This is a genomic window from Mycolicibacterium lutetiense, assembly GCF_017876775.1.
GTDB lineage: Bacteria > Actinomycetota > Actinomycetes > Mycobacteriales > Mycobacteriaceae > Mycobacterium > Mycobacterium lutetiense.
The window spans coordinates 3,305,705-3,318,575 of sequence record NZ_JAGIOP010000002.1 but is presented as its reverse complement, the minus strand read 5'-3'; the positions used below and the strand labels follow the sequence as shown (position 1 = coordinate 3,318,575).

Here is a 12,871-nt window from a genome sequence, read left to right as displayed (position 1 = left end):
ACCATGCAACGGGCCACGCTGCCCCGACCACACCATCACCCGACCCGACACCAGGACCAGACCCTCAGCATCCGCACGCGGCTATGACGCGAACTGGACCAAACTGTCCAAGCAAGCACGCCGTATGCAACCGTGGTGCTCGCACTGTGGCGCCACCGAGGACCTGCAGACCGACCACACCCCAGAAGCCTGGGCACGCAAGGCCGCTGGCCTGACCATCCGCCTGCAGGACGTCCAGGTCCTCTGCGGACCGTGCAACCGCGCCGCCGGCGCCGCACGCGGCCAGACAGCCACCAGGGGGATGCCCCCGGGGGTACCGCCACAGACCCCCCGTCTCCTAGGCAAAGTTTGTGTCTCACACCGGGGCCAGACATGAAGGCGGGGCCAAAGGGCCAGGTCAAGGCCGCTCCACTGGACCTGTCGAAGCTGCCTACGGAGCGCGCCGAGCGCCGGCTGACGTTCATCCACGACTACTTGCGGGTGCCCAAGGGTGTGGGTGCGGGTATGCCGGTGACGCTGAGGGGTTTTCAGACCGAGATCATCCGGGGTGCATTCGCTCCGGGTATCCGCACCGGCCTGGTGTCGGTGGCTCGTGCTAACGGCAAGACGGGCCTGGCCGCCATGCTCGCTGTGACTGAGTTGTTCGCCGGGGATGCCAGTGCCGAGGTTTTGGTGGTCGCCAGCGATCAAAGGCAAGCAAATATCACGCTGCGGATGGCGCGGCGCATGATCGAGCTGACACCGGAGCTGGCCGACCGTGCGCAGATCTACGCGGACCGGATCGTGGTGCCGCACAACGATGCAATCCTGTTGCCGTTGCCGGCGGAACCGGGTGCCTTGCATGGTCATGATCCGTCGCTGCTGATTGTCGACGAGTTGCACGTGGTCAGTGAAGCGGTGTGGGAGGCCGTGACGTCGGTGTCGGGTAAGCGGCCGGAGTCGCTGACGCTGGCGATCAGTACGCCGTCGTCGTCGCCGGATTGCATCATGTGGCGTCTGGTGGAGCATGGCCGCACGGGTGACGATCCGGCGTTCTATCTGCGTGAGTTCGCCGCCCCAGACGGGTGCGACATCGGAGACCGGGAGGCGTGGCGCACCGCGAACCCTGCGCTGGCGTGTGAGGACCCGTTCCTGGCTGAGGATGGCCTCGAGGCTGCCCGCCGAACGTTGCGCGAGCCGGTGTTTCGGCAGTTGCGTCTGGGCCAGTGGGTGACCGGTGTTGAGGCGTGGTTGCCGTGGGGCGCCTGGGATGCCTGCGTAGACCATGTTGCCGGCGCCGGCAAGAAGGGTCAGCGTGTGGTCCTGGCGTTCGACGGGTCCGCGTCGGGCGACTCCACCGCCCTGGTCGCCTGCACTCTCGACGGGCATCTGTTCGTTGAAGGCTTGTGGGAGAACCCCGGCGATCCGCGCTGGCGTGTACCGCGGGAGGACGTGGCCCGAGCTGTCGACGTGGCGTTCGCCAAGTACGACGTCGTAGAGCTGGCGTGCGATCCGTGGGGGTGGCGCAGCGAGATCGAGGACTGGGCCAAGCGGCACGGTGAGCGTCGGGTGATCGAGTGGAACACCGCCCACGCGGCCCGTATGGCGCCGGCCACTGACCGCCTGTATCAGGCAGTCGTCACCCAGCAGGTGACACATGACGGCGATCCGAGGATGGCCGCGCACTTCGCGCACTGCGTGGCCAAACCGACCCCGCAGGGCGATCTGGTCAGCAAAGACAAGCGCGGGTCGCCCCGCAAGATCGACGCCGCCGTGGCCGCCATCGTGGCCTACGACCGTGCGGCATTCCATCAACAACGAAACCGTAAGCGAGTGAGGAGTTTTGCATCATGACCCTGTTAGGTGATCTTCTTCAGCGGCTCAATGAGCCGGTGGCCCGGTACGCCGATCTAGACCGTTATTACCAGGGCCGGCAACCGTTGGCGTTCCTGTCCCCGGAGGCCAAGGTGGCGCTGGGCAACAGGTTCGGCATCATGTCCAGCAATGTTCCGCGGCTGGCCGTGACGGCGTTGGCCGAGCGGCTGCGGCTCACCGGGTTCGCCGGGGACGCGGGACTGTGGGCCGATTGGGTCCGCAACGACCTGGACCAGACCAGTGGTGTCGCGCACCGTGAGGCCCTGCTATTGGGTGACTCGTATGTGATCGTGTGGGCCGACCAGCTCGGCCGCCCCCAGGTCACTGTGGAGTCGGCGAATCAGGTTGCCGTTCTGACTGATCCGGGCAGCCGGGAGACATACGCGGCGATCAAACGGTGGGAGGACACCAACCTCAAGACCACCGAGGCCGTGATGTATCTGCGGGACAAGATCATCCGGCTACGCGCCGATCAACAGGGTGCCGTGGCCAACGGGTTCAAGCAGGTCGACGAGATCCCCAACCCGCTCGGTGTGGTGCCGGTGGTCAACCTGCGCAACACCGACCGCATCATCGGCGACTGGGGAGGCTCGGAGATTGACGACCTCAAACCCCTGGTCGATGCCCTCAACAAGTCGTTGGCGGACATGATGGTCACCTCGGAATACGTTGGTCGCCCGAGGAGGTGGGCGACAGGCATCGAGCTATCTGAGGAACCCGTCCTCGATGCCAACGGTGATCCGGTCCTCGACGGCGACGGCCAGCCGGTGATGACCGAGGTGAACCCGATCCCGGAGGGGCACCGGGCGATGATCTCGGAGAGTGATGCCGCCAAGTTCGGGCAACTGCAATCAGCGGATCTCGGTGGCTACGAGGCCAGCGTGCGGGTGATCCTCGGTCAGATCATGGCCGTGTCGACACTGCCGGCGCATTACGTCGGAGTGTTCACCGATAACCCGGCATCCGCTGACGCGCTGCGTGCTGCTGAGGCCAGCCTGACGGCCCGAGCTGAGGCGCGACAGGCCACGTTCGGGCGGGCCTGGGAACAGGTGGCCCGCCTGATGATCGCCGTACGGGATGGCAGCGACCCCAACCAGATCGACGACATTCGAGTGCACTGGGCTGACGCCGCGACCCGTAGCGTGGCGCAGGAGGCCGACGCCGTGGTGAAACTGTTCCAGGCCGGCCTACTCCCGCAGTCCTACGCGCTGGGCAAGCTCGGCTACTCCGACGACGAGATCTCCAAGATCATGGCGCAACCGGCCGTCATGAGCACGGTGGCGTGATGCGCATCGCCGCCAAGGAAGTCGAACCCAAGATCGTGGTCATGCCCGACACCGCGCGGCCGGTCCGGATGCGCACCGGCGCATTGACCTACATGTTCACCGAGGCCGAAGCAATCGAGCTGGCCGACAAGCTCGTTGACGCCGTCGACGAGATCCGCACCCATGACAGGAAGGCAACACCATGACCGAACAGAACGAGGACGCAACCGTTTCCGGTGACGCCACCGAAAACGAGGATGGCGTTTCAAACGCGACCCCCGAGGGTGTCGATCTGACAGACACCCCTGAGGGTGTGAGTCAGACGCATACCCCTGACGACGCCGAGACGTTCCCGCGTGAGTATGTCGAGAAGCTGCGCACCGAGAACGGCAAGTACCGCCAGCGTGCCGGGGAGGCCGACACCCTTGCCCAACGGCTGCATTCCGAACTGGTCCGGGCCACAGGCCGATTGGCCGATCCGACCGACCTGCCGTTCGACGAGGGCCACCTTGCCGATCCCGACAAACTGGCTGGTGCGATCAACGAATTGCTCGAAGCTAAACCGCATCTGGCTACTCGCCGGCCATCTGGGGACATCGGTCAGGGCCAGCGCGGTCCGGCCACTGGGTCGTTCTCGCTACTCGGGATGCTCAAAGAGCGAACCTGAGCGCGCTACACTCAACCCTGTACGGGCCTGGAGCCCACACGACTGACGTCCTGGCGACGTGTCGATACCCCAATCGGATCAACACGTCTCTAGGAGTCAATCGTGGCAATCGAAGTCACCTCGGGTAATTCCACCCTCATCCAGTCGCAGGTCGCCAACCTGCTCGTCCAGCCCCTCGAACAAGCCAGCACGTTCCTTGCGGCCGGCCCCGTCGTCCTCGACAGCTCCAGCCCCGTCCGAGTGCCGCGCATCGTCAACGGCGTCACCGCCGGATTCGTCGCCGAGGGCGCCCAGATCAGCGACGGCGACGTTGCTTTCGACGAGGTCACTCTGTTGCCCTCGACCATGAAGGGCCTCAAGGTCCTGGTGAAGCTGTCTAACGAGCTGATCCGTACCTCGGTGGTCGGCCTCGAAGCGGTACTACGGACCCGCCTGGTCACCGACGTGGCCAACGCCTTGGATGCGGGACTGTGGGACGGCGCTGGTACGACCAACACCATCAAGGGCATCCTGCGTCAGACCGGCATCGCGACCGGCGTCCTGGACCTCACCGACCCCGATTCCCTGATCGACGGCCTCGCCGTGGCCCAAGGCAACAAGGTCACTCCGAGCCACTGGGTGATGACCAGCGCATCGTTCGCGGCCCTGCGCAAGCTCAAGGTCGGCACCTCCGACGCCCGGTATCTGTTCGACCCCAACACCATCCAGAACGGCACCGAGCTTCGGATTCTGGGCCTGCCGGTGATCCTCACCGACAACATCCCGAACACCGGCACCGCACCCGGCAAGGCCCGCGTCGGCCTGGTGGACATGTCCAAGGTGGTCGTGGCGCGTGATGTCAACGCCGAGGTGAAGATTCTCGATCAGACCTGGGGCGACTACGACAGCATCGGTATCCGCGTCGTGTCCCGCTGGGATACCGCCCTGCTGCAAGCCAAGGCCGTCACCCTGCTCACCGAGGCATAAGGGTGCCCGTCGATCCGACCACGGTCACCTCCCTGCAAGCCGGGGAGGTGGCCACGGTCGTCCCGATCGTCACCACGATGGCCAAGGCCTACACCCGCGGCCGCGGATTCACCGGCGCCGAACCCAACACGGAGATCGCCGCCGTCATCGCCACCGCCTCAGCACGGCTGGCGGCCAACGGCACCGGCCTGGCATCCAAACGGGTCGACGATGTCGAGTACCAGTTCAGCCTGACGTCGTCGTTCGGCTGGACCCTGGCCGAGCGGATCGTCCTGGACCGCTACCGGGTCAAGGCCATGTAGACCAGGCGGTCCGGCGTCAAACCCAGACCTTTCTGGTCTCCTTTCCGAATGGGCAAGGCGGCACCACGACGGCCAGAGGAATCAGGCAAGAGTGTCGACCTGCGCCGGACCGCCCACATGGCCACCTGCTGGCCACAATTTGGCCTCAGTTACAGATAACTACTGTGAACTACTGTCATGTGTTTTCGCAGTTCGAGTTACTTCTAACCCCTTGAACTGCACCATGATTCGCCTTTGCAAGGCAGATGTCAGGAGTTCGAATCTCCTAGGCTCCACAAGACAATTCATCAGTTTGAAGCGGTTCCGGTGTGGTCACCGGGGCCGCTTTTTTCGTCGGCGGGCGCGAGCTGTACAAGACCCTCTGAAGAGCTGTGCGACCGGTAAGCTGCCGCTGTCCGTGAGCGGGGCTGCAGAACCTTCCGCCACGGGGACGCTCCAATCCAGTTGTCAGCACCGCCGTGGGGAAGTGAGAATTTTGGTGATACGTGCAGTTGTCGTGGGCCTTGCCGTTTTGACGGTTGCCGGTTGCGGATCGGAGAGCGAGCCGGCGGCGACGTCGAGTTCGGCCGCCGCTGCGTCGTCGGTGGCACCGGTCAGTGCCGAACAACAGATCCGAGACCTGGTCGCCCAGGAAGAAACTGCGCTGGCCGGGTTCGATTTCAACAGGATGGCGGGGCTGACCTGTCTGCAATACCGCGAGGCGGTACGGAACCAGGCAAGCACGCTGTTTCCCCCGCTCAGCGCGGCCGGCGCCCCCGGGGAACTGGCGGGCGCACCCGTCGAGCTGCTGAGGAGCGGGTTCAAACGGCAGCACCCCACGGCATCGGACGCCACCATCAATCAACTGGTCGACGCATTGATCCAGTACGACGAGCCGGCGTACCAGGCGGCCAACCTTGAGATCCTGCGGCAGACGTCGAAGGTGACGATCGACAAGGTGGAGAACATCAAGGTCACCGGCGACAAGGCCACCGCCGACCTCACCACGACATGGGTGCTCGGCGAGAATCCACCGGCGACCGACACGCAGCCCAACGCTTTCGTCAAGGAAGACGGTCACTGGCTGGATTGCCAGGCGCCGTCCGTGCAGTAGCCCGCCCGGTCAGGGCTTCGGGGTGACCTCGACGCTGGGCGGCAGCGGTGAGGGTTCGGGCCGGCTGGACCGTCGCACGATCGAGAACGCCACTGCGCCGCCGGCCAGAGCCGCTGCCGCGACCCCGGCGATCAGCAGTCGGCGGTGGCATCTCTTGGGCTCTGGGGTAGTCGCTTCCTGCAGCACCTCGGGCAGCGCGGCCACCGCTTCTGCGGCTGCGGCGAGTTGACGGCGTAGCTTGCCCGACTCGTAGCGCTTGCGCAGGCCGGCCGCAACGGCGGTTGCGGTGTCGGCGCTCAGGCCCACCACGCCGCGGGTCACGTCGACCGGACCGACAGTGCTGTATTTCAAGCCGCGGGCTAGGCGCTGACGGGGGGCCAACCGGGTATCGACGTTCGCGGTCATCTGGCACCTTTCTCGGTACTGGCGGGGCATGGGCGACGGACCTGGATGGGCCGCTTGCTAGCTGAGATCCAGACTGCCATCTCTGGGCGAGTCTGGGGCCCTTGGTGGGGTATCTGACCGTTGCCGCGAGCCGGGATGGCAGACTGAGTAGCCGTGACGAGCCCCATTCAGACCGCGACGGCAACACTGCACACCAACCGCGGCGACATCAAGATCGCACTGTTCGGAAACCACGCTCCCAAGACCGTGGCCAACTTCGTCGGCTTGGCGCAGGGCACCAAGGACTACACCACCGAGAATGCCTCGGGCGGTACGTCCGGTCCGTTCTACGACGGCGTCATCTTCCACCGGGTCATCGACGGCTTCATGATCCAGGGTGGCGACCCGACCGGCACCGGCCGTGGGGACGCCGGGTACAAGTTCGCCGACGAGTTTCACCCTGAGCTCCAGTTCGACAAGCCCTACCTGCTGGCCATGGCCAACGCCGGGCCGGGCACCAACGGCTCACAGTTCTTCATCACGGTCGGCCAGACGCCGCACCTGAACCGGCGCCACACCATCTTCGGTGAGGTTGTCGATCCCGAGTCGCAGAAGGTGGTCGACGCGATCGCGTCCACCGCCACCGATCGTTCTGACCGCCCGACCGATCCGGTCGTCGTCGAATCGATCACCGTGTCGTAACGGGTATCCCCCGCACATACCAATGCGCGACGCCCCCGGGATCCGGGGGCGTCGTGTGTTGTGTGGGGTGCTTCCTTTACCGGGTTTACCGGGCCGCGAATCCGGCCTGGGTGAGCGCGTCGAGGACATCGAGCGGGTCTGTTCCCAGATCCCACCGCGTGAAGACCACGAGCCGGTCATCGACCGTGTCGATCTCGAGTAGTCGGACTGTGCGGGCGATGCGACGGAACTCGGTGATCCGAATCTGTCGGATCTCGTCACGGCGGTATGTCCGGGTCTGCCACCAACCGGCAACCGTGAGACTGTCTTGGTTCATTGCCAGTTTGGGCCGGGCCCGCCACGACAATGTTGCGAACGTGAGCAATCCCACGCCAGCTATGCCGGCAAGAACACGTCCGGGCGGGTCTGTGATCACGGTCACAGCTGCGATAGCCAACGCCAATCCGGCTATGGCGCAACCTGCGACTCCAGCGGCCGGTGGGCTCCATCGAGTTTGCTGCACGGGTTCTTCACACCCTCTTACCGCGGCTAATGGAGTTATCCACAGGTGCTATCCCCAATGGGGATGAATCACAACGATGTGATTGAGCATCGTCGGGGTTGCTGAGCCGGTAACGCTGTGAACGTAAGATGAATTCATTATCGTCTGGTCTCCGGTCAGCGCCAGCGCATCGTGAGCAACAGCCCGGTGATCATGAAGGCAAATGCCACCGCGTAGTTCCACGGACCCAGGTCAGCCATCCACTGAAGGAAGGACGGGGTGTCGATCGGGTTGGTCGCGGCCAGCTGGAAAACCAGCAGCCACAACAGACCGAACAGCATGAGACCGATGAACAGCGCGACGAACCACACACTCGACGGTCCGGCTTTCACCTTGACCGGAGTCCGGCTCACCTGCTTGATGGTGAAATCGTTCTTCTTACGGACTTTGGACTTGGGCATGGGTACCTTCACGGACAGTCGGCGTCACACGGTGCGACGATGAGGCAGGATGCCTCACGAGCCTAACGTAGCTGCACGTCCAGGAGAGACTGCGATGGACCAACCGGATCGATCCCCTTGGCGCTTCGGCGTCCCGGTGGTCTGCCTGGCCGCCGGATTGCTCCTGGCCGCCACGCACGGGGTCTCCGGCGGGGACGAGATTCGCCGCAGCGACGCACCCCGCCTCGTCGACCTGGTGCGCGAGGCCCAGCAGTCCGTCGACCGGCTCACGGCCCAGCGCGACGCGTTGGCCACCGAGATCGACAGTCATCACGGCGGATCACCCAGCTCACACGCGGCGCTCGAAGCCATCACCCGCCGTTCGGCGCAGTTGGCCGTCGAGGCAGGCTTGGTGCCGATGCGCGGGCCGGGCCTGGTGGTCACGCTCAACGACGCCCAGCGCGATGCCGAAGGCCGCTTCCCGCGGGATGCCTCCCCCGACGACCTGGTGGTGCACCAACAGGACATCCAGGCCGTCCTGAATGCACTGTGGAGCGCGGGCGCCGAGGGCATCCAGATGCAGGACCAGCGCATCATCGCGACCTCGGCACCCCGCTGCGTCGGCAATACGTTGTTGCTCAACGGCCGCACCTACAGCCCGCCCTACGTCATCACCGCGATCGGCGACGCCCCGACCATGCAGGCCGCGTTGGCAGCCGCCCCGTACGTAACCCTCTACAAGCAGTACGTCGTGCGGTTCGGGCTGGGCTATGCGGAAGAACCACGCGCCGAGGTCGACCTCACCGGGCACACCGAGCCGCTGCGGATGCGCTACGCGAAACCCGCGGGCCCTGTCGGCTATTAATCCCATTTTTTTGGGGCCGGTAGCCTAAGTCAATGCAGGTTCTGGTCGTCGACAACTATGACAGCTTCGTGTTCAACCTGGTCCAATACCTGGGCCAGCTCGGGGTGGACGCACAGGTGTGGCGCAACGACGATCCGCGCCTGGCCACCGCCGCCGACCTCGCCACGGTGGCAGCCGATTTCGACGGCGTGCTGCTGAGCCCCGGTCCCGGCACCCCCGAGCGAGCCGGCGCGACGATCCCACTGGTCCACGCATGCGCTGCGGCCGGCACTCCCCTACTGGGTGTCTGCCTGGGCCACCAGGCCATCGGGGTGGCGTTCGGCGGCACCGTCGACCGCGCGCCCGAACTGCTGCACGGCAAGACCAGCGTCGTGCACCACGGCGGCGCCGGGGTGCTCAAGGGTCTCCCCGACCCGTTCACCGCAACCCGTTACCACTCGCTGACGATCCTGCCCGAGACCGTGCCGGATGCCCTCGAGGTGACCGGGCAGACCGACAGCGGCGTCATCATGGCCGTACGCCACCGTGAGTTGCCGATTCACGGCGTGCAGTTCCATCCGGAGTCGATCCTGACCCAGGGTGGGCACCGCATGCTGGCCAACTGGCTCGGCGTGTGCGGCGCCGCCCCGGAAGAGGGCCTGGTGGCTGCGCTCGAGGTCGAGGTGGCCCGCGCCGTGGCAGCCGCTACGACGCGAAGCTCAGCGTGACCTTCGCGCCGAAGTTCACCGCGGTGCCCGCAGGCGGACTCTGGGTGACGACGGCGTTGGTGCGCTGACCGCTGTCGCGGATATCAGGCCCCTTGTCCAGCACCCCGGTCCAGCCGAGAGACGTCAGTCGCGGATAGACGTCGTCCCAGACCTGGCCGACCAGGTTGGGCATCACGAACTGGTTGCCCTTCGACACATGGATCTGGATCGGAGTGTCCTTGGGCACCGACGTGCCGGCGGCCGGCTCGGTACCCACCACCTGTCCGGGGGCCGCGGTGTTGTCGACGTCGATGACCACCGTGTTGACGAAGCCCGAGGCGGTCAGGATCTGCTTACACACATCGGCGCTCTGGCTCTTGCAGTCGGGAACCGACGTGTCCTCCGGGCCCGAACCCACGACGAGCGTGATCTCGTAGATGATCCCCGCCGTCTGGTTGGCTGGCGGGTTGGTGGCGAGCACGCGGCCCTTCTGATCCGGCGTCGACGGGCTCGCCGACTCCTTGATCTTCTCGAACCCGGCGTCCTTGAGCTTCTGCCGGGCCTGGCTCGGGGTCAGCCCGGCCACATCGGGCACCTGGGCCTGCTGCGGCCCGGCGGAGACGTTCACGGTGATCTCGTCACCGGCGGCCGCCATGCCGTTGGCTCCCGGGTCGGTGCCGATCACGAAACCCGGGGCCACCTTGTTGTCGGTCTGGGGCTCGGTCCGGGTTTTGAAGCCCCGATTCTGCAGCGTCGCGACGGCATCGGCCGAACGCTGACCGCTCACATCGGGCACCTGCACGTCGCGTGACCCGCCGTTGAGCATGTTGATCGCCACCGTCACGACCACGGTCAGCACTGCCAGTACCGCTACCGCGATCAACCAACGGGCCACCGAGCCACCGCCGCCGGCGGGACGGGGCACCACCAGGTTCTGGGTGGGTGCACCGCCACCCTGGGTCAACATCGGCCCGGAGTTCATCATCGACGTCCGCTCGGACTCGGTGAACACCTTGGGGGCTTCGGGGGCCTCACCGCTGTGCACCCGGATCAGATCCGTGCGCATGTCGGCCGCGGTCTGATAGCGGTTGTCGGGGTTCTTGGCCAGTGCCTTGAGCACCACAGCATCGAGTTCCGGGGAGATGCCGGTGTGTCGTTGCGACGGCGGGACCGGATCCTCGCGGACATGCTGGTACGCCACCGCGACTGGCGAATCGCCGATGAAAGGCGGTTCCCCAGTGAGCATTTCGTAAAGCACGCAGCCCAGCGAATAGACGTCGGACCGGGCGTCGACGGTTTCCCCGCGAGCCTGCTCGGGCGACAGGTACTGCGCGGTGCCGATCACCGCGGCGGTCTGGGTGACGCTGTTACCGGTATCGGCCAGGGCCCGCGCGATACCGAAGTCCATCACCTTCACAGCGTTGGCCTTGCTGATCATGATGTTGGCCGGCTTGACGTCACGATGCACGATGCCGTGCTGGTGGCTGAAGTTCAGCGCCTGGCAGGCGTCGGCGATGACCTCGATCGCGCGCCGCGGTGGCATGGGGCCGTCGGTATGCACGATGTCGCGCAGCGTCACACCGTCGACGTACTCCATGACGATGTAGGGCAGCGGCCCGTTGGGTGTCTCGGCCTCGCCGGTGTCATACACCGCGACGATGGCGGGATGGTTCAGCGCGGCCGCGTTCTGCGCTTCGCGGCGAAACCGTAGATAGAAACTGGGGTCGCGGGCCAGATCGGCGCGCAGGACCTTGACCGCGACGTCGCGGTGCAACCGCGTATCGCGGGCGATGTGAACTTCGGACATGCCGCCGAAGCCGAGGATTTCACCGAGCTCATATCGGTCGGAGAGGTGCTGTGGCGTGGTCATCGCAGTATCTGTTCCGGTGCTTTAGGGCCGATCTGAACGTCGGCTCCCTCAGGCACGATCAGGTGGAATGCCAGGTCCGGCAACGCTGCCGGCGTCTGATAGGGCGTCGTCTGGGTCACCGTGTCGGTGACCGTCGGCGGTGGTGACTGCTGCTGATCCTTGCGGTCCTGAGCGTTGAGAACGATGAGGATGGCAATGACAATGGCCAGCGCTCCGAGTACCCCGGCGGCCCACAGCAGGGCCCGTTGACCCGACGAGAACGTGCGCCGCGCAGGCGGCGCGGGCCGATGGGCGGCAGTGGTCGGCCTGGCGCGGGTGGCCGTGACCGGGGTGCGGCCGGTGAGCTCGGCGGCGGCGCGGGCCTGTGCGGCCGACGGAACCGCGGCCGGCGCGGCGCGGCCGAGGGTCGGGGCCTGGTTGGGACGCGGGGGACGGCGGCCGGAGCGCACCGCGGCAACCGCGTCGGCGAACGGCCCGCCCGACTTGTAGCGCATCCCCGGGTTCTTCACCAGGGTGATCTCGATCAGCTCGCGGACATTCGGCGGCAGATCGGCAGGCAGCGGCGGCGGCGTCTCTTTGATGTGCTTCATCGCGACGGTCAGCGCACCGTCGCCGGTGAATGGACGCTTACCCGAAACCGATTCGTAGCCAACGACTCCCAATGCATAGACGTCGCTGGCCGCGGTGGCATCGTGGCCCAGGGCCTGCTCCGGGGCGATGTACTGGGCGGTGCCCATCACCATGCCGGTCTGGGTGACCGGGGCGGCGTCGACGGCCTTGGCGATACCGAAGTCGGTCAGCTTCACCTGGCCGGTCGGGGTGATCAGGATGTTGCCCGGCTTGACGTCGCGGTGCACCAACCCGGCGGTGTGGGCCACCTGCAGGGCGCGTCCGGTCTGCTCGAGCATGTCCAGCGCATGCCGCAGCGACAGCCGCCCGGTGCGCTTGATCACCGAGTTGAGCGGCTCACCGTTGACCAGTTCCATGACGAGGTATGCGGTGCGGCCCTCGCCGTCCATATCGGTCTCGCCGTAGTCGTACACGCTGGCGATGCCCGGGTGGTTGAGCATGGCCACGGTGCGGGCCTCGGCCCGGAACCGTTCGACGAACTCGGCGTCGGTGGAGAACTCCGCCTTGAGCACCTTGACCGCGACACGTCGGCCCAGCCGTGAGTCGACGGCCTCCCAGACCTGACCCATACCGCCGGTGGCGATCAGTCGCTGCAGCCGGTACCGCCCGGACAGCGTTACTCCAACCCGCGGACTCATGGCTCGACTCCCTTGCAGGCTCGGTTGA

Annotated in this window: 15 protein-coding genes; 10 read left to right on the top strand and 5 right to left on the bottom strand. The window is 66.0% G+C overall.

What is annotated here, in order from left to right; genetic code table 11:
* The first annotated feature begins 372 nt into the window (after positions 1 to 372).
* The 7 genes from JOF57_RS25240 (at position 373) to JOF57_RS25210 (ending at position 6,147) form a co-directional block, all read left to right on the top strand.
* The gene (locus tag JOF57_RS25240) at positions 373 to 1,833 is read left to right on the top strand and encodes a terminase large subunit domain-containing protein (RefSeq protein ID WP_209921637.1); all 1,461 of its coding nucleotides are present in this window, start codon (positions 373 to 375) and stop codon (positions 1,831 to 1,833) included.
* Positions 1,830 to 3,140 (top strand): phage portal protein, encoded by a 1,311-nt coding sequence (locus tag JOF57_RS25235; RefSeq protein WP_209921636.1) that lies wholly within the window; start codon positions 1,830 to 1,832, stop codon positions 3,138 to 3,140. The genes JOF57_RS25240 and JOF57_RS25235 overlap by 4 nt, the downstream gene beginning before the upstream one ends.
* Positions 3,140 to 3,325: a hypothetical protein gene (locus JOF57_RS25230; protein WP_209921634.1), complete on the top strand. Its 186-nt coding sequence runs from the start codon at positions 3,140 to 3,142 to the stop codon at positions 3,323 to 3,325. Before JOF57_RS25235 ends, JOF57_RS25230 begins: the two co-directional genes overlap by 1 nt.
* Entirely contained in the window at positions 3,322 to 3,786 is a 465-nt protein-coding gene (locus JOF57_RS25225; RefSeq protein ID WP_209921632.1) for a hypothetical protein, read from the top strand. The genes JOF57_RS25230 and JOF57_RS25225 overlap by 4 nt, the downstream gene beginning before the upstream one ends.
* A gap of 102 nt (positions 3,787 to 3,888) precedes the next feature.
* A complete protein-coding gene (locus tag JOF57_RS25220) occupies positions 3,889 to 4,752 on the top strand; it encodes a phage major capsid protein (protein ID WP_209921630.1) in 864 nt (287 codons plus the stop codon).
* A 2-nt stretch (positions 4,753 to 4,754) separates the two neighbouring features.
* Positions 4,755 to 5,054, top strand: coding sequence for a hypothetical protein (locus JOF57_RS25215; RefSeq protein ID WP_082931591.1), 300 nt, complete (start codon positions 4,755 to 4,757; stop codon positions 5,052 to 5,054).
* Between the two features lie 496 nt (positions 5,055 to 5,550).
* Complete coding sequence (locus JOF57_RS25210) at positions 5,551 to 6,147, top strand: hypothetical protein (RefSeq protein ID WP_209921628.1); 597 nt, start codon at positions 5,551 to 5,553, stop codon at positions 6,145 to 6,147.
* 9 nt (positions 6,148 to 6,156) lie between these two features.
* Here the strand turns inward: JOF57_RS25210 and cwsA are convergent, their stop codons facing one another.
* On the bottom strand, positions 6,157 to 6,552 hold the full coding sequence (cwsA, locus tag JOF57_RS25205) for a cell wall synthesis protein CwsA (protein ID WP_209921626.1): 396 nt from the start codon (positions 6,550 to 6,552) through the stop codon (positions 6,157 to 6,159).
* 153 nt (positions 6,553 to 6,705) lie between these two features.
* Between cwsA and JOF57_RS25200 the strand changes: the two genes are divergently transcribed.
* Positions 6,706 to 7,233 carry a peptidylprolyl isomerase gene (locus JOF57_RS25200; protein ID WP_209921625.1) on the top strand — a complete coding sequence of 176 codons (528 nt, stop codon included), beginning with the start codon at positions 6,706 to 6,708 and terminating at the stop codon, positions 7,231 to 7,233.
* Between the two features lie 85 nt (positions 7,234 to 7,318).
* On the opposite strand, the gene JOF57_RS25195 is transcribed toward JOF57_RS25200, so the two are convergent.
* On the bottom strand, positions 7,319 to 7,735 hold the full coding sequence (locus tag JOF57_RS25195; RefSeq protein WP_209921623.1) for a PH domain-containing protein: 417 nt from the start codon (positions 7,733 to 7,735) through the stop codon (positions 7,319 to 7,321).
* A gap of 155 nt (positions 7,736 to 7,890) precedes the next feature.
* Entirely contained in the window at positions 7,891 to 8,175 is a 285-nt protein-coding gene (gene crgA / locus JOF57_RS25190) for a cell division protein CrgA (protein WP_209921620.1), read from the bottom strand.
* A 94-nt stretch (positions 8,176 to 8,269) separates the two neighbouring features.
* On the opposite strand from crgA, the gene JOF57_RS25185 reads away from it, so the two are divergent.
* Positions 8,270 to 9,019, top strand: a complete 750-nt coding sequence (locus JOF57_RS25185; RefSeq protein ID WP_209921618.1) for a DUF881 domain-containing protein — start codon at positions 8,270 to 8,272, stop codon at positions 9,017 to 9,019.
* A 32-nt stretch (positions 9,020 to 9,051) separates the two neighbouring features.
* Complete coding sequence (locus JOF57_RS25180) at positions 9,052 to 9,726, top strand: aminodeoxychorismate/anthranilate synthase component II (protein WP_209921617.1); 675 nt, start codon at positions 9,052 to 9,054, stop codon at positions 9,724 to 9,726.
* On the opposite strand, the gene pknB is transcribed toward JOF57_RS25180, so the two are convergent.
* Together pknB and JOF57_RS25170 are read right to left on the bottom strand one after the other, a co-directional pair.
* Complete coding sequence (gene pknB, locus JOF57_RS25175) at positions 9,704 to 11,575, bottom strand: Stk1 family PASTA domain-containing Ser/Thr kinase (RefSeq protein ID WP_209921615.1); 1,872 nt, start codon at positions 11,573 to 11,575, stop codon at positions 9,704 to 9,706. The genes JOF57_RS25180 and pknB overlap by 23 nt on opposite strands.
* A complete protein-coding gene (locus tag JOF57_RS25170; RefSeq protein WP_209921612.1) occupies positions 11,572 to 12,843 on the bottom strand; it encodes a protein kinase domain-containing protein in 1,272 nt (423 codons plus the stop codon). Before JOF57_RS25170 ends, pknB begins: the two co-directional genes overlap by 4 nt.
* Positions 12,844 to 12,871 lie beyond the last annotated feature (28 nt).

What these genes read in the sequence shown, in the direction of transcription:
- JOF57_RS25240 (WP_209921637.1), top strand. Translation starts at nt 373, where the DNA reads ATGAAGGCGGGGCCAAAGGGCCAGGTCAAGGCCGCTCCACTGGACCTG.
- JOF57_RS25235 (WP_209921636.1), top strand. Translation starts at nt 1,830, where the DNA reads ATGACCCTGTTAGGTGATCTTCTTCAGCGGCTCAATGAGCCGGTGGCC.
- JOF57_RS25230 (WP_209921634.1), top strand. Translation starts at nt 3,140, where the DNA reads ATGCGCATCGCCGCCAAGGAAGTCGAACCCAAGATCGTGGTCATGCCC.
- JOF57_RS25225 (WP_209921632.1), top strand. Translation starts at nt 3,322, where the DNA reads ATGACCGAACAGAACGAGGACGCAACCGTTTCCGGTGACGCCACCGAA.
- cwsA (WP_209921626.1), bottom strand. Translation starts at nt 6,552, where the DNA reads ATGACCGCGAACGTCGATACCCGGTTGGCCCCCCGTCAGCGCCTAGCC.
- crgA (WP_209921620.1), bottom strand. Translation starts at nt 8,175, where the DNA reads ATGCCCAAGTCCAAAGTCCGTAAGAAGAACGATTTCACCATCAAGCAG.
- JOF57_RS25185 (WP_209921618.1), top strand. Translation starts at nt 8,270, where the DNA reads ATGGACCAACCGGATCGATCCCCTTGGCGCTTCGGCGTCCCGGTGGTC.
- JOF57_RS25180 (WP_209921617.1), top strand. Translation starts at nt 9,052, where the DNA reads ATGCAGGTTCTGGTCGTCGACAACTATGACAGCTTCGTGTTCAACCTG.
- pknB (WP_209921615.1), bottom strand. Translation starts at nt 11,575, where the DNA reads ATGACCACGCCACAGCACCTCTCCGACCGATATGAGCTCGGTGAAATC.
- JOF57_RS25170 (WP_209921612.1), bottom strand. Translation starts at nt 12,843, where the DNA reads ATGAGTCCGCGGGTTGGAGTAACGCTGTCCGGGCGGTACCGGCTGCAG.